Annotated in this window: 16 protein-coding genes; 5 read left to right on the forward strand and 11 right to left on the reverse strand. The window is 60.1% G+C overall.

Annotated elements, in window-relative coordinates:
- Nucleotides 1-65 precede the first annotated feature (65 nt).
- Nucleotides 66-1547, reverse strand: coding sequence for a sensor domain-containing diguanylate cyclase (locus AC1Q5O_RS16115; protein WP_492564257.1), 1482 nt, complete (start codon nt 1545-1547; stop codon nt 66-68).
- A gap of 401 nt (nt 1548-1948) precedes the next feature.
- Between AC1Q5O_RS16115 and AC1Q5O_RS16120 the strand changes: the two genes are divergently transcribed.
- Complete coding sequence (locus AC1Q5O_RS16120; RefSeq protein ID WP_492564259.1) at nt 1949-3181, forward strand: MFS transporter; 1233 nt, start codon at nt 1949-1951, stop codon at nt 3179-3181.
- A 15-nt stretch (nt 3182-3196) separates the two neighbouring features.
- Here the strand turns inward: AC1Q5O_RS16120 and AC1Q5O_RS16125 are convergent, their stop codons facing one another.
- Genes AC1Q5O_RS16125 through AC1Q5O_RS16140 form a run of 4 tightly spaced genes read right to left on the reverse strand, consistent with a single transcriptional unit; the run spans nt 3197 to nt 6418 of the window.
- Nucleotides 3197-4072, reverse strand: a complete 876-nt coding sequence (locus AC1Q5O_RS16125) for an SMP-30/gluconolactonase/LRE family protein (protein WP_492564260.1) — start codon at nt 4070-4072, stop codon at nt 3197-3199.
- A 2-nt stretch (nt 4073-4074) separates the two neighbouring features.
- Nucleotides 4075-4719 (reverse strand): 2-dehydro-3-deoxy-6-phosphogalactonate aldolase, encoded by a 645-nt coding sequence (locus AC1Q5O_RS16130; protein WP_492564261.1) that lies wholly within the window; start codon nt 4717-4719, stop codon nt 4075-4077.
- Between the two features lie 5 nt (nt 4720-4724).
- Nucleotides 4725-5654, reverse strand: a complete 930-nt coding sequence (locus AC1Q5O_RS16135; protein ID WP_492564262.1) for a 2-dehydro-3-deoxygalactonokinase — start codon at nt 5652-5654, stop codon at nt 4725-4727.
- Nucleotides 5651-6418 (reverse strand): SDR family NAD(P)-dependent oxidoreductase, encoded by a 768-nt coding sequence (locus AC1Q5O_RS16140; protein ID WP_492564263.1) that lies wholly within the window; start codon nt 6416-6418, stop codon nt 5651-5653. The genes AC1Q5O_RS16135 and AC1Q5O_RS16140 overlap by 4 nt, the downstream gene beginning before the upstream one ends.
- Nucleotides 6419-6517: 99 nt before the next feature.
- On the opposite strand from AC1Q5O_RS16140, the gene AC1Q5O_RS16145 reads away from it, so the two are divergent.
- On the forward strand, nt 6518-7300 hold the full coding sequence (locus AC1Q5O_RS16145) for an IclR family transcriptional regulator (protein WP_492564264.1): 783 nt from the start codon (nt 6518-6520) through the stop codon (nt 7298-7300).
- A gap of 13 nt (nt 7301-7313) precedes the next feature.
- On the opposite strand, the gene AC1Q5O_RS16150 is transcribed toward AC1Q5O_RS16145, so the two are convergent.
- The 6 genes from AC1Q5O_RS16150 to AC1Q5O_RS16175 form a co-directional block, all read right to left on the reverse strand.
- Nucleotides 7314-8432, reverse strand: coding sequence for an alpha/beta fold hydrolase (locus AC1Q5O_RS16150; protein WP_492564775.1), 1119 nt, complete (start codon nt 8430-8432; stop codon nt 7314-7316).
- 85 nt (nt 8433-8517) lie between these two features.
- Nucleotides 8518-9144, reverse strand: coding sequence for a nucleoside/nucleotide kinase family protein (locus tag AC1Q5O_RS16155; RefSeq protein WP_492564265.1), 627 nt, complete (start codon nt 9142-9144; stop codon nt 8518-8520).
- Nucleotides 9145-9164: 20 nt separating this feature from the next.
- Nucleotides 9165-9854 (reverse strand): D-lyxose/D-mannose family sugar isomerase, encoded by a 690-nt coding sequence (locus tag AC1Q5O_RS16160; RefSeq protein ID WP_492564266.1) that lies wholly within the window; start codon nt 9852-9854, stop codon nt 9165-9167.
- A 16-nt stretch (nt 9855-9870) separates the two neighbouring features.
- The gene (locus tag AC1Q5O_RS16165) at nt 9871-10650 is read right to left on the reverse strand and encodes an ATP-binding cassette domain-containing protein (RefSeq protein ID WP_105733692.1); all 780 of its coding nucleotides are present in this window, start codon (nt 10648-10650) and stop codon (nt 9871-9873) included.
- Nucleotides 10650-11732, reverse strand: a complete 1083-nt coding sequence (locus tag AC1Q5O_RS16170; RefSeq protein ID WP_492564269.1) for an ABC transporter permease — start codon at nt 11730-11732, stop codon at nt 10650-10652. Before AC1Q5O_RS16170 ends, AC1Q5O_RS16165 begins: the two co-directional genes overlap by 1 nt.
- Nucleotides 11733-11826: 94 nt before the next feature.
- Nucleotides 11827-12843, reverse strand: coding sequence for a sugar ABC transporter substrate-binding protein (locus tag AC1Q5O_RS16175; protein ID WP_464664867.1), 1017 nt, complete (start codon nt 12841-12843; stop codon nt 11827-11829).
- Nucleotides 12844-13156: 313 nt separating this feature from the next.
- On the opposite strand from AC1Q5O_RS16175, the gene AC1Q5O_RS16180 reads away from it, so the two are divergent.
- Genes AC1Q5O_RS16180 through AC1Q5O_RS16190 form a run of 3 tightly spaced genes read left to right on the forward strand, consistent with a single transcriptional unit; the run spans nt 13157 to nt 15683 of the window.
- Nucleotides 13157-14305: an ROK family transcriptional regulator gene (locus tag AC1Q5O_RS16180; protein ID WP_223614608.1), complete on the forward strand. Its 1149-nt coding sequence runs from the start codon at nt 13157-13159 to the stop codon at nt 14303-14305.
- Nucleotides 14306-14307: 2 nt separating this feature from the next.
- Nucleotides 14308-14754 (forward strand): RbsD/FucU family protein, encoded by a 447-nt coding sequence (locus AC1Q5O_RS16185; RefSeq protein ID WP_492564778.1) that lies wholly within the window; start codon nt 14308-14310, stop codon nt 14752-14754.
- Nucleotides 14751-15683, forward strand: a complete 933-nt coding sequence (locus AC1Q5O_RS16190) for a carbohydrate kinase family protein (protein WP_492564270.1) — start codon at nt 14751-14753, stop codon at nt 15681-15683. The genes AC1Q5O_RS16185 and AC1Q5O_RS16190 overlap by 4 nt, the downstream gene beginning before the upstream one ends.
- Nucleotides 15684-15695: the final 12 nt, after the last annotated feature.

A 15695-nucleotide genomic window follows, 5' to 3' on the forward strand; every position in this document is an offset into this window, starting at 1 on the left:
AGAGTAGTTATGGAACTACGCTTTGTTGCCGGGATACAGACATGTCCCGGCAACAGCCAAGGCGATCAGCCCTGTTCGCGCACGGTCGTACCGCTGCGCCAGCCGGTTTCGCCGGTCGAATAGCGCAGCCGCTTGTCCTGGTACATCTGCAGGTCGGCGCGCTTTGCCACGGCTTCCAGTTTCTCGCTGGCTGCACTGGTGGCCCAGCCGATCGAAAAACTCAGCGGAATATTGGAATAGTACTGGTTGTTGATCTCGATCAGGCTGACGATTTCCTCGACGACCGCCACCGCACCGGCTTCATCGACTGCCGGCAGAAGCACGGCAAATTCATCGCCGCCGATCCGCGCGGCATAGTGCGGCGGCTTCACGGCTTCGCTGAGGATTTCGCCGGCCCGGCGCAACAATCCATCGCCGACACCGTGGCCCCATTGATCGTTCGTGGTCTTCAGTCCGTTGAGATCGAGAATGACGATGGAGACCGGAAAGAACTCGCGGCGTTCCAGCCGGTTCAACTCATCGACGTAGAAGGCACGGTTGTGCAGACGCGTCAGCACGTCATGCTTGCCGAGATATTCAAGATAGGCTTCGGCCTTCTTGCGCGCGGTGATATCGGTCAGCGATATCTGAACCAGCGACCAGTCTGTTTCATGCCCGGGCAGCACGGAAAACTGCAGAAGGACATGGCGTTCGGAGCCGTCGAGCGCGTAATTGACCGTCTCCCGCTGATGGAACAGCTTGCCGTTCCACAGGTCGATCAGCTGTTCGCGGAAATGCACGTTCATCTCGTCCTTGAACACGTCGGGCAAACGGCGCAGCAAGGTCATGGCGTCCGGCGCCTGGAACAGCTTGAGCGTTTCGCGATTCACGTCGATGACACGGATTTCGCTGGCGCATTGCTGGACGAATTCCGGATGAACATCGGTGAAAACCCGGAAGTCTTCGATGCCGCGGTTGCGCAGCCCGTCAAGCAGCTTCTTGATCTTGCTGAAATCCTCGACCCATAGGGATACGGGAGAATGCTCGAAGAGACCCTCGGCATAGCGCTGGCTTGCCGCGTGCTGCCGTCTCGCTTCTTCCCGGTCGGTCACGTCCTCGATGGAGATAAGAACCTTTTCCCAGCTTGTTTCATAGCCGGGCAGAACCTTGCCGCGCAGCTGGATATCGAGCCGCTTGCCGGACAGCGAATAGTTCACGGTATCGCTGGAGAACTCGCCCTTACCTTGCCAAAGCTGCGCCAGCTCCTGCACATGCGTCTGCAGCATGTCGTCGCGGAAAATGGCGCCGAGATTGGCGACGAGTTCGCTGAAATCAGCGGCTTCAAACAGCGACAGTGTCTTCTTGTTGACCTTGATGACGCGGATGAGCCTTGCGCAGTCGCGCACCCGGTTTTCATCCTCGCGCAGATAGGATGTGATGTCGTCGACACCGGCCTGCCGGAGGGAATCGAAGAATTTCCGGACATCGCTGAAATCTTCCAGCCAGAGGGAAATGGGAGCAAGATCAAATGCGTCTATTTCGTCCTGATGCAAATTCAGCTTGTCCATCGGATTATGTCTCCCGGCCGGAGGAATATGGTTAATATTCCAGCCTGATTGGCAGCTTTGACGCTATTGTCAACTACTCCAAGTTGCGTTCACTGCAAATTGCACCGGTTCTCCCGGACATGTGTCCGGAAACACGCATCGGCGTGGCCTTTTTCCGCTGCGAGGGAAAGCCAGACACCCTTCCCTGCCACCTCTAGTCCGTTGGTCTAATTTTCAGTCATTTCGATCTGATGTAGGTCTTTGTGCAGGGGGGTAATCTAACGGAGGATGATTATGACAAACCCAGTATATGCAATTGCGACAGCCGATGGAGAGGCTCCGGTAGCCATAACCGCTGGTTGCACTTCGGTGTCTTGGTCGCCCGAAGTCATCTCGCTGTATGGCGATAGCCAGAAAATCGGTTGAAACGCTGCGCTTTCCCATCGTCCATCCTGCCCGAGGACAGGACAGTTCGCGGGCTTGCCATTGCCCAGACGATGGGTGCCGTCGCCGCCGGTGTATATTTTTCCAGTTCTGCCTTGTTCTTTTCGAGAGCATCCGGTTTGGCGCCGCTCGAAATCGGCCTTGGCCTGACGGTAGCTGGATTGGTTGGCTTGCTTGTGCCATTGCCCATCGGCATTCTTGCCGATCGCTGGAACGCGCGCAACATTGCGGCGTGGCTGACCGTTGGGGCCGGCGTCAGCGACTGGATTTTCCTGTTGGTTAGCGAGGTCACGGCCTTTGTCATAACCGCCTGTTGCTTTGCCGCATGTCTGCGTGGCGCCATGACCGCGCGCATGGCGATGATTGCGACCCTTATTGATGCCAGCCAGCGCACGCAAACGAGCGCGTATCTGCGTGCGCTCGGCAATTGCGGCCTATCGGCCGGTGCTATGATCGGCGGCCTGGCATTGTATTTCGACAGTTTGACTGGCTATCGGCTGGCCTTTGCCCTTGGCGGGGCAATTTTCCTCGTTGCTGCTGCGGCTTATCGTTTGCTGCCGCGCGTGGTGCCGGGGCTTGCCACCGTCCGGAAAGGTTCTCCGCTCACCGTGCTGGGAGACCGGCCCTATATGATCCTGACGCTGCTCAATACGGTCATTCTCCTCTATATTCCTCTGCTCAACATGGCGCTGCCCCTGTGGATTGCCCTGCACACCAACGCCCCGCTTTGGATCGCTTCGGTCCTCTATGGCCTGAATACTGTAAGTGTTATGTTGATGCAGGTGCGGCTGGCACGCCGGGTCACCAATGCATGCGAGGCGCGCAGGTCGATCGTCTTCGCCACCCTTCTGTTGTCTGCGGCCTGTTTCCTTTTTGCAGCAATGGCTGTGCCGTCGACGGTATGGCTGACGGTGGTGTTCGCTCTGCTGGCGGCCTTGCTGCATGTATTGGGTGAGATGATGCACATGGCCGGAGCTTGGGATCTGAGCTTCCGACTGGCGCCACCGGGACAGGAGGGTGAATATCAGGGTTTCTTCAATACCAGTTCTGCGGCCGCCGAAATGTTCGGCCCCATTCTGCTCACGGCGCTGCTGGTTGGCTGGGGTTTGCCGGGCTGGCTGCTTCTGGCCATTGTCTTTTCAGCCACCGGCTTCATCATCATGGTCCTATTCGGCAAGCAAGCATATCTGGCACGCGACCTTTCGCGTTGACGGGAGGCGAGATCGTCACAATCTCACGGGCGGATCGAAACGCCCCTTCCCGGCCAGTTCGATCAGGAATGTCTTGCCGGCATTGGGATCGGATTTTTGCTCCGCTTCCGTCATGTCATGATAGGCAGTCGTTACCACCAGGGCTGCGGAGTCGGCGTCGATGAACGCCGGGCAGGATGGTTGCCGTACCGGGGTTGCGATCGAACGGATGCGTCTGCCATCGGGCGAATAGACATCGATATGCGAACGGCCCCAGCACGCATTCCAGAGATTGCCGTCGCGGTCAACGACGGAGCCGTCGATGCCGCCGGCGTCCTTGTGCTGGTAAAAGACCGCGGGCTCGCCGATGGGCAGGCCGGTCTGCGGATCCGTATCGACCCGCCAGATGATATTGCGGGTGGTATCGGCGAAATAGCTGATGCGCCCGTCCGGCGAGAAGCAGATCGAATTGGTGATCGAAATGCCGGTGAAAAGGGTGCGCAGCTGCCCTTCCCGGTACCAATAGATCGATCCTGCCCCCTTCTGCGATTTCTTGCCCATGGTGCCGATCCAGAAGGCGCCCGCCGGATGGACGCGGGCATCGTTCGAGCGGGTCACCGGATTATCCGCCTCGATGGGCTGGTGCATGACCGTGTGTCCGCTCTTGCGGTCGCGGATGAACAGACCTGTTTCCGTCGCGATCAGCTGGCGCCCCGCATCGATCACCGCAAGCGCACTCGCCATCTGGCCGAGCGGATGGATTGCGGCCGGACCCCCGGCGCGCGGCTTCTCGAAAAGCCGGCCGGTGACGATATCGAACCACCAGATCGTGCTTGTCAGCGGATCGTAACCGGGGCCTTCGCCAAGTTCACATGGGTCGTCGTGCAGGATGCTGATCTTCGGCTGATCCATGGTCAGGCTCCGGCTGGGAAGATGCGGTCATAGGCTTCAACCGTGGCCCTTGCCCGTTCAGCGACGTGGGAAGCGGATGCGCCGACCTTGTACAGGCTGGAACCCAGGCCGAAGGTGCGAACCCCGACCTTGGCGTAGGCGGCAAAGCCGTTCTCGTCGACGCCGCCGACGGCGCCGATGGCTGTTCCCCTCGGCAGGATGGCGCTGATCGCCTTGATGCCGTCCGGCCCCAGGACGCTTGCCGGGAAAAACTTGAGGCCCGAGGCCCCGGCCTGCAAGGCGGCCAGCGCTTCCGTCGGCGTGAACACGCCGGGCATGGTGACCATGCCGGCCCGGGCGGCGGCGGTCAGCACGGCGGCATCGACATTGGGGCTGATCATCAGGCGGCCCCCGGCTGCATCGAGGCGTGCAATGTCGGCGGGATCAAGCACGGTGCCTGCCCCGATCAGGACATGGGACGGCAGTGTCTTTGCCAGCAGCTCGATGGACTGGAATGGTTCGGGTGAATTCAGCGGCACCTCGATGACATCGATACCGGCTTTCACCAGTTCTTCGCCGATGGCCAGCACTTCATCCGGCTTGACGCCGCGCAGGATCGCGATGAGATCGCGCTTCAGTTTCGGCCAGGGAGCGGACGATTGGGGCATTGGAATTATCCTTGTATGGCAGGCCAAAGCTGTGACGCGGCAACGAACAGGCCCTTGCGTACCGCTTCATCGGCGTCGACGATATCGAAGTTCAGGCCGGCAACGGTCATGGCTTTGGCATAAAGCGTGGCCATCGCGCCGGATGCGACGAGTGCAATGGTGGCCGAGGTGCCGAATTTTTCCCGGGCCCCGGCAATTTCCGTTCCGATGAGCAGACCGGACAGCCGCGACGCGGCACCGTCCGGCGGCAGATTATCCAGCAGCATCGCCGCGCGGATGCCGAAGAGCTCGCCCAGCATGCGCCGGTTGCCGCCGAGCATCAATTCAAGCCCCGCGGTGAATTGGGGGTGGTCCGGTGTCACCGCTTCCGCGGCGTTGCCGATGGAATGCCGCAGGATCGAATGCCCGGCCAGAAGCGCATAGAGCTCGCCGGTCAGGAAGGTGGAAAATGACGTTGCCCTGCCCTCGTCCAGCTCGACCCATTTCGAATGTGTGCCGGGCATCGCCACGAGGCCGCTGCGCAGGTTGCGCGCCAGCATGGCACCCAGCAGCTGGGTTTCCTCGCCCCGCATGACATTGGGCGCGCTGCCCGACTGCGACAGGCCGGGAATGATACGCACATCGCGCCTGATACCGGCAATCTTCACCGCCCCGGAAAGTATGGCGGTGAGATCCGCCGGAACCGGGACGTAATTGGCTTCCACCCAGCCCTGACGCGAACCCGCCATGCCGCAGATGATGACCGGCAAATCCACCGGTGCGCGCAGGCTGGCGAGATGATCCTCGAGCGTTTCAGCGAACCCGCGCGCGCGGGACGTATCCAGACCATCGTCCGAACGCCGCTCGGCGACGACATGGCCTTCACGGTCGAGAAGCCAGAGACGGAAACGGCTCGTTCCCCAGTCGGCAATGGCATAGGTTGCAGCGGTGGTCACAGATAGCCTCCATCGACAATCAATGTCTGGGCGGTGAGCATGCGGGCGGCGTCGGAGGCGAGAAACAGGCAGGGGCCGACCATGTCGCCGGGCTGGATTTCTTCCTTGAGGACCTGCTTGTCGATGTGGGACTTCAAACCGTCTTCCGTCACCCAGAGTTCGCGCTGGCGGTCGGTGATGACCCATCCCGGCGCGATCGCGTTGACGCGGATTTTCTCCGGCCCGAGGCGTCCGGCAAGGCCTTTGGTCAGGCCGATAATCCCAGCCTTTGCAGCGGTATAGGAGGGAAAGTTGCCCTGATTGATCATGAAGGATGTCGAGGTGAAATTGACAATGGAACCGCCTCCCGCCTGCCGCATGCCCGGCACAACCGCCTGCGCGGCAAAGAACTGCGGACGCAGATTGACCGACTGGTTCTTGTCCCAGTACTCGACGGTCACATTATCGATGTCGTGCCTGTCGTCCCAGGCGGCATTGTTCACAAGCACCGTCACCGGGCCGTGGGCCTCAATGGCGCGGCCGATTGAGGTACGCAGCGCTTCGACATCGCGCAGGTCCGTATTGAGATAGAGCGGCCGGTTGCCATATTCGCGGTCGAGGCGCTCCGCCAGTGATTGCGAGGCCTCATCCGCAATGTCGATGAAGGCAACGCGTGAACCCTGGCGCACGAACCCCTCCGTCAATGCTGCGCCGATCCCGGACCCTCCCCCGGTGATCAGGACAGAACGATCTTTCAGGTCAGGGAAAATCGCCGAGGGCATCATGAGAAAATCTCGCTGCAATGTTCCAATATTTGGAACTTGATTTGACTATATAGAATAGTCATCCTATGGTGCCGAAAGTCAAGAGGCGGTTGCGATTCAATGGGCAAGGCACGGGAAAATTCAACGGGGACGCTCGGAAAGGCGCTTGAAGTCGTGCACATCATTGCGTCATCGCCCGTGCCGCTTCGCTTCACCGATGTGCTCAAATTGTCCGACCAGCCGCGTGGTACGTTGCACCGGCAAATATCCAATCTGATCGAGGAAGGACTTCTCGACCAGAACCGGGATCACTCCTACGGTCTCGGGCTGCGCCTGCTGGAATTTGCCTCCAGGGCCTGGGCCAGCAATGATTTTCGCACCATTGCCGAACCGCATCTGCAGAGACTGCACGAACAGACCGGTGAAACGGTTCATTTGGGCGTTTTGCGGGGCATCGAGGTGATCTATCTCGACAAGGTCGAAAGCCGGCAGAGCGTGCGCATGTATTCGCAGATCGGCAATACCGCCCCGGTCTATTGCACCGGCGTCGGCAAGGCAGCCCTGTCGGCCCTGCCCGACGATGAGCTTCAGGCGCGCATTGCCCAGATCGCGTTTCGGCGTTTTACTCCGAGCACGCTGCCCGATGCCAAGGCGCTGCGGCAGGAAATCGAGCAGATCCGGGTGGAAGGCAATGCCTATGACCGGGAAGAACACGAGGCGGACATTTGCTGCGTTGCCGCGCCGATACATGCCAATAACCGGCACTTCGTTGCGGGCATTTCCGTCACCGGCCCCGCCTACCGCATAACTCCGGACGTCTTGCAGTCCTGGGCCGGCATTACCCGCGCTGCGGCTGCCGCGATCATGGCAAACATGGCCACACGCCTTTCACCCCGCGCATAGGCTTTCGGTTGCATCAAATGCCGACCGCGTCATTTGATGGCCCGCGTGCAAACCGGTCCGTTGCGGCGATAATGGCGTCCGTCATGCCGGGACTGGTTGGGGAATGACCGGCATTGGGCACGATGACAAGCATGCCATCCGGCCAGGCCTTCGATAACTCCCACGCGGTGACAAGCGGGGCTTCAAGGTCGAAACGGCCCTGAATCATGACACCAGGAATTCCCTTCAACAGACTGGCTTGGTTCAATAAAATGCGGTCTTCCAGCCAGGCATTGTGATGGAAATAGTGGGTTATGATGCGGGCGCGTGCCAGGATATAGCGATCATCCGACCATTTCGGTGACAGTTTTGCCGCGGGATCGACAAGGATGGATGCGGACTCCCATGCATGCCAGTCGCGTGCCGCCTGCAAACGGATGGTGGGATCCACATCGTTGAGCAGGTGATAATAGGCAGCGACAAGATCGTCATCGGTGTTTTTGGCCAAGTCTTGCTGCATTGATTGAGTGCGTGGTTCGACAAGCTCACCATGAGGGAGGTCTTGTTTCTGCAGGGCACTCAATCCCCTCATGGTGAGCTTGTCGAACCACGCACCCGAGACATGCCGGGCATTATCAAGCTCAGCGCCGCGCCGGAAATGCGCCCATTGCTCGGGAAACAGCGGAGCGATGCCGCGATAGAGCCAATCGATCTCGGATCGCCGCGTCGTTGTCACCCCTGCCAGCACCAAAGCCAGGACACGCTCCGGATAGGCCTCGGCATAGGCAAGCCCGAGCGTACAGCCCCATGATATGCCGAACAGAAGCCAACGCCCGATATCAAGATGGGCGCGCAAACATTCGATGTCCCTCAACAAATGTTCCGTCGTGTTCACGGACATATCGGCCTGGGGATCGCTGGCATGCGGTATGCTGCGTCCGCAGCCCCGCTGATCGAACAGGATGATGCGGTAGCGCTCTGGATCGAAGAAACGCCGCGCACTTGTGGACGAGCCGGAACCCGGACCGCCGTGCAGGACAAGAGCCGGAATTCCCTGCGGATTGCCGCAGGTTTCCCAATGGATTTCGTTGCCATCACCGACGGCGAGCATGCCGTGGTCATAAGGTACAATCTCTGGATAGAGGCTGTTCATCATCGTGCCTGCATGTGGCGAATCTTCTCTCGCCGGGGAAGGACAGCTCATTGCCTTTCCCTGTTACAGTCAAATGACAATGGCTTTAGTTGACGACCGTGTAATCAGCGGGGCGCGAGGCGGAGAGCACGAGGTCGGCATTGGGAATGTCGTTCGACAGGGCACGCTGCTGTGCCGAGCCGACATTGTAGCCATAGCCCAGCCACCGCTGCACCAGGCGATTTTCCATTTCGACACGATCCACCTGCAGAAATACGGTGAGGTCGAACAGCGGAGCCAGCCGGTCCCAGGGCGACTGGTTCAGAAGAAGATAGTTCCCCTCGACCAGAAGAATGCGCTGATCGCCGCTGACCACGGCGGCACCCGCCCGGGCGAGATCGAGCTTGCGGTCAAAAAGGGGAATGACGACATTGTCTTCCCCTGCCCTGAGCCGTTTCAACAGCACTTCCAGGCCGGCACAATCGAAGGTTGGCGGCGATCCCTTGCGCTTGCGCTGGTCGCGCGCATCGAGGATGGCATTGTCGAGATGGAATCCGTCCATGGGAACCACGACGGCCGCATTGGCTTCGCGCGCGTTGATTGCCGCGGAGATAGCGGCGGAAACGGTGGATTTGCCGGCCCCGGGAGGGCCGGCAATGGCAACGATCAAACGTTTGGTTTCGGCGGCGCGGGCCAGAATGGCCGTCACCAGGTCATCGATCGCTATAATCATTGTGCTGTCCGCGGGATGGCTCAGGCAAGCCATTTGTCATAATCGGAAACCAGAAGATGCGCCGGTGCCTCGTCCTCTTCAATCGAAGAGAAGCGGCCGATCGGCTCGCGGAAGATATTGTCGGTCAGGTCGTCATTGACCGTGGAAACCTCGCCGATCAGGACGTCGCCTCCCTCGCCCCAGAATGCGTGCCAGTTTCCCGGCAGCAGCGTGACGCTTTCGCCCGGCTGCAGCTTCAGCAGGCCGCCGGCCTTCAGCGTGACGATACGGCCGTCTGTTGCCACTTCCACATCCGTCTTCTCGTCGACGCTGCCATCGGCATTCGAGTTGAACAGTTCGAGCACGAGCGTGCCGCCGCCGCGGTTGATGATGTCCTCGGCCTTGACGATGTGGCGGTGCATCGGCGAGAGCTGCTTTTCGCGGGAGATCATGATCTTTTCCGCATAGAGCATGCCGCCGCCCTTTTTCAGGTCTGCCTGATTGCCGTTGCGGGTGGTGAAGAGGAACAGGCCGAGTTCATCGAACTTGCCCTGGCCATAGTCGGTGATATCCCAGCCGAGCCTGGCATCGAGAATGGCCCTGGAATCGCTTGACGTGCGGGCCTTCAGCTCTTCCGGCGACCAGTAGGCGAAAGGCGGCATGACATAGCCGAAGGAGCGGATGAACTTGTCGCTTTCACGGATGATCGCGTTGACTTCTGAGCGTTTCATTTTTCAATTCTGTCCTTCATGCAGCAAGACTGGCGGGTGGTTCCTTGGCGCCGGTCATGAATGCCACGGCATCCGACATGCTGTATTCCTTCGGGTCGATGACACAAAGGCGTTTGCCAAGCCGGTGAATGTGGATGCGGTCCGCCACTTCGAAAACATGTGGCATATTGTGCGAGATCAGCACAATCGGCAATCCGCGCTTTTTCACATCCTGGATGAGCTCGAGAACGCGGCGTGACTCCTTGACGCCGAGCGCCGCCGTCGGTTCGTCCATGATCACGACCTTGGAGCCGAAGGCCGCCGCGCGCGCCACGGCGACGCCCTGCCGCTGGCCGCCGGAGAGCGTTTCCACAGCCTGGCTGATGTTCTGAATGGTCATCAGGCCAAGCTCGGTCAGCTTGTCACGGGCCTGCTTCTCCATGGTCTTGCGGTCGAGCATGCGCAGCCAGCTGCCCAGAATGCCTGGCTTGCGGATTTCGCGGCCGAGAAACATGTTGTCGGCGATGGAGAGTGCCGGCGACAGGGCAAGGTTCTGATAGACGGTTTCGATCCCGGCATCGCGCGCCTCCATGGGAGAGCGGAAATGGATCGGCTTGCCATCGAGCGTGATCTCGCCCTCGTCGGGGTGAACCGCACCGGAAATCGCCTTGATCAGCGAGGATTTTCCCGCGCCGTTGTCGCCGATGACGGCGAGGACTTCGCCGGCATAAAGATCGAAATCCGCATGATCGAGAGCGGTGACACGGCCGTAACGCTTGACCAGGCCGCGGGCGGTGAGAATGGGTTGCTGTGTCATCAGCCTGCTACCTTTCTGATCCACTGATCGATTGCCACGGCCGTGATGATCAGGACGCCGATCATCAGATAGGTCCATTGGACATCCGTGCCGTACATGCGCATGCCGAAGGAGAAGACGCCGACGATCAGCGCGCCGAACAGCATGCCGAGGATGGAACCGCGTCCGCCGAAGAGCGACATGCCGCCGATAACCACCGCGGTGATGGATTCGATATTGGCGAACTGGCCGACCTGCGGTGACACCGACCCGTTGCGGCCGATTTGGGCCCAACCGGCGAGCGCACAGATGAAACCGGCCAGCACGTAGACGGAAATCAGCACGCGCTTGGTCCGGACACCCGCCAGTTCCGCCGCTTCCGGATCGTCGCCGATCGCATAGAGATGGCGGCCCCAGGCGGTGTGGTTCAGCACGTACCAGAGAACGGCGATCAGAAGGATCATGGCGAATACGCCGTAGGTGAAGGTGGCGCTGCCGATCTGGATTTTTTCGCCGAAGAACTGCAGCGTGCGCGCCTTCGCTTCGATATCCTGCGCCCGGATCGTTTCATTGGCCGAGTAGATATAGGTCGTGGCCAGGAAAATCTGCCAGGTGCCGAGCGTGACGATGAAGGGAGGCAGTTTCACATAGGCGATGAGAATGCCGTTGATGAGACCGCACAATCCGCCGAGGGCCACGCCGCACAGGACGGAAAGTTCGACAGGCAGTCCGTAACGGAAGGTGAACTGGCCCATGACAACCGATGTAAGGACCATGATCGCGCCGACGGAAAGGTCGATACCGGCGGTCAGGATCACCAAGGTCTGGGCTGCGCCGACAATACCGACGATCGCGACCTGTTGCAGGATCAGCGACAGGGCAAAGGGTGTGAAAAAGCGCGAACCGACAATAATGGCGAAAACCGCCAGCGACAGAACGAGAACGATCAGCGGTACCGCTGCCGGGCTCGAATGAAGAAAATGGCGCGTCCGCTCGACCAGGCTTTTCTGCTCGCCGTCGAAACTGGCGATGGCTGTGGCGCTCTGTGTCAGAACGCGCTCGAATTCCTGCTTGGGTTGTGATCCCGGATTGGCTTCGTTCATGGGTTGGCTCCCCCAAAATTTGCGCAGCTTGGAGAGGACGGTTTTACACCGTCCTCTCGCTGTTTGCTGGCTTTTCTGTCAAATCAGGGCGTGATCAGCCCCAGCACTTGGCAAGGCCGCTTTTCACGTCGATGGACTCGACGCCCTTGACCGGCTTGTCCGTCACAAGGGAAACGCCCGTATCAAAGAAGCTCTTGCCTGCCGTCGGCTTCGGCTTTTCGCCGGTATCGGCGAACTTCTTGATTGCCTCGATGCCGAGCGAAGCCATCATCAGCGGATATTGCTGCGAGGTTGCGCCGATGATGCCGGCTTCGACATTCTTCACGCCCGGGCAGCCGCCGTCGATGGACACGAGAAGGACGCCCTTGTCCTTGCCGAATGCCTTCAGTGCTTCGTGAGCACCCGCAGCGGCCGGTTCGTTGATCGTATAAACGACGTTGACGCCCGGGTCTTTCTGCAGAAGGTTTTCCATCGCCTTGCGGCCGCCTTCTTCATTGCCGTTGGTAACGTCATGGCCGACAATGCGCGGGTCTTTTTCGTCGCCGATCTTGTTGATGTCGCCCACGTCAATGCCAAAGCCCTTCATGAAACCCTGGTCGCGCTGGACATCCACGGATGGCTGCGACGGTGTCAGGTCAAGGAAGGCAATTTTTGCATCCTTGGCCTTGTCACCCAAGGTTCCGGCAGCCCACTTGCCGACGAGTTCGCCTGCCAGAAGGTTGTCCGTGGCAAATGTCGCATCTGCAGCGTCGATCGGATCAAGCGTCGTATCGAGTGCAATGACGAGAACGCCGGCATCGCGGGCCTGCTTGACCGACGAAACAATGCCGGCCGTGTCGGATGCGGTGATCAGGATGCCCTTGGCACCATCGGCGATGCAGGTTTCAATCGCTGCCACCTGGCTTTCGCTGTCGCCGTCGATCTTGCCGGCATAGGTCTTCAGGTCGACGCCGAGTTCCTTTGCCTTGGCAACGGCGCCCTCCTTCATCTTGACGAAGAACGGATTGGTGTCCGTCTTTGTGATCAGGCAGGCACCGACGCCTGCAGCCTGTGCCGGAGCAGCAAAGGCGGCGATGGCCACAACGGCGGCACCAAGAATGGTTGATTTCAGATAAATGCTTTTGCGCATGTCACTACCTCCCAGAGTTTGATCGTAATGCGACGCGCTGCCGGTGGGCAGCCCTACTTTCGCATGAACACCTCGGACAGTTATCCTCCCGGCCAAGTGCTGCCCTAGGAAATACCAGCCTCGCCAAGCTGTCAACATTAATAAATCACTCTTATTTATTATTGACAGGTTTGCCTGATGGCTCCATTGTCGCGCCGATATCAGGGAGGACGTCCTTTTGGGCATCAGACTATCGGAGCGCCACGGTCCGGGAGGAACACGGCCGCCGCTTCATCAGGGAACAAACCAGAGCGGCATGCGCGACCACAATGAGCGGGTCGTGCTTTCGCTGTTGCGCCAGCATGGCAGCCTTGCCAAAACAGCCATTGCGCGGATGACAGGACTTTCGGCGCAGACGATCTCGATCATCATGCGCATGCTGGAAGCCGACGAGCTGCTTTCGCGTGAAGAGCCGCTGCGCGGCCGCATCGGCCAGCCGCTGATTCCCATGTCGCTCAATCCGGAGGGTGCCTTCTTCCTCGGCCTCAAGATCGGGCGGCGCAGCGCGGATCTGGTGCTGATCGATTTTGTCGGGCGTATCCGGTCCATGCTGCATATGCCCTATGCCTATCCGACGCCGGATTCGGTCCTGGCTTTCACCAGGGATGGCATCGCGACGATGCTGGATGGCCTTGACGCGAAGCAGCGTTCGAAGGTGGCCGGTCTTGGCATCGCCGCGCCGTTCGAACTGTGGAAATGGGCCGATACAGTCGGGGCGCCGCAGGAAATCCTCGATCAATGGCGCCAGTCCGATATCAAGGCATCGATTGCCGCCATCTGCGATTTCCCGGTCTATCTGCAGAATGACATCACGGCGGCCTGCGGTGCGGAGCTTGTCTTCGGCGAGACAAAAGACCTCAATGATTTCGTCTATTTCTATATCGGCTCGTTCATCGGCGGCGGTATCGTCATCAATGGCAGCCTCTATGCGGGGCGCAGCGGCAATGCCGGCGCGCTCGGTTCCATGCCGGTGCCCGGTCCCGACGGGACCACGCAGCAGTTGATCGACATTGCATCGATCACCGCGCTGGAGCGCATCGTCACCGGCCTTGGCCGTGACCCCTCCCCGCTGTGGACCTCGCCCGATGATTGGGGCCCGATGGGTGAGGAATTGGATGGTTGGATCGACCGTTCGGGCAAGGCCATTGCGCAGGCTGTAATTGCCGCCGCGTCGGTTGTCGATTTTGAAGCGGCCGTTATCGATGGCTGGATGCCCGCGCACGTGCGTGCCCGGATCGTCGATGCCGTGCGCACCCATGTCGGAACATTCGATCTGGAGGGGATCGAGCTGCCCGTCATTGTCGAAGGCTCGGTCGGCATTCATGCCAGGGCCCTCGGGGCCGCGAGTCTTGCCCTGTCGGACCGGTTCCTCATCGGACAGAAAATATTCAGAAAGGTCGATTGAACGTGCTGATTGGTATTCCGCCCATCCTGGGCCCGGAGCTTCTCGCGACCTTGCGTGCCATGGGCCATGGCGACGAAATCGCGCTGGTCGACGGCAATTATCCGGCGCTGGAACATGCCCGGCGGCTGATCCGGGCCGATGGCCTGCCGCTGATTCCGATCCTCGATGCGATCCTGCAGGTCATGCCGGTGGATGATTTCGTGCCGCACGCGCTGTTCCGCGCGACGGTGAAGGGAAATCCCGATCTCCTTGATCCGGTGCACGAGGAAATGAGCCAAGTTTGCGCGCGCCGCGCCCCCGGATTTTCGCTCTTGCCGCTGGTCGGCGATGCGTTCTACACACGGGTGAAGGATGCCCACACCATCATCGCGACAAGCGAACCAAGGCTTTACGGCAATATCATCGTCCGCAAGGGCGTCATCTATCCATCGAAAGAAACTGACAAATGATCCTATGTTGTGGTGAAGCGCTGATCGACATGTTGCCGCGCACGAGCGAGGCGGGTGAACCGGCTTTTGCGCCCTATGTCGGCGGCGCGGTTTTCAATACAGCCATTGCCTTGGGCCGCCTCGGCGTGCCGACCGAATTCTATTCGGGCGTTTCCTCGGATTTCTTCGGACAGATGCTGCGCGAAAGCCTGGCGGCCAACCATGTCGGCACGCGCTACGCGCATATTTCGCCGCAGCCCACGACGCTTGCCTTCGTGCGCCTGACCGACGGCCAGGCCAGCTACACCTTCTACGACGAGAACAGTGCCGGGCGTTCACTCGCCCTCGGCGATCTGCCGGCGCTGGAGGACAATGTCACGACGCTGCAGTTCGGCGCGATCAGCCTTATTCCGGAACCCTGCGGCTCGACCTATGAAGCGCTGATGGCGCGCGAGCACGAAAAACGCGTCATCGTTCTCGACCCCAACATCCGGCCGGGCTTCATCCCGGACAAGGAAAAGCATCTGGCGCGCATGCGCCGCATGATCGCCATGAGCGATATCGTCAAGATTTCCGATGAAGATATGCGCTGGTTCGGTGAAAGCGGCACGATGGAAGAGATTGCACGGCGCTGGATTGTCCCGGTGTCGCAGCATGGCCCGAAGCTCATCCTCGTCACCCATGGTGCGGATGGCGTGACCGGCTATACATCCGAGCTGGCCGTGCACGTGGCGGCGCAGAGGGTTGCGGTTGTCGATACGGTGGGGGCTGGCGATACGTTCACGGCGGGCGTCCTGACCTCGCTGCAGGAAGCCGGCCTTCTGGCCAAAGCTGCGCTGACATCGCTTGAGGAAGAGCAAATCCGCGCGGCCCTGCTGCTCGGTGTCAAGGCGTCTGCGGTCACCGTATCGCGCGCCGGAGCAAATCCGCCTTGGCGGTCTGAACTCTAATTGTTTCGCGCT

Source organism: Phyllobacterium sp. MT110 (assembly GCF_058792715.1).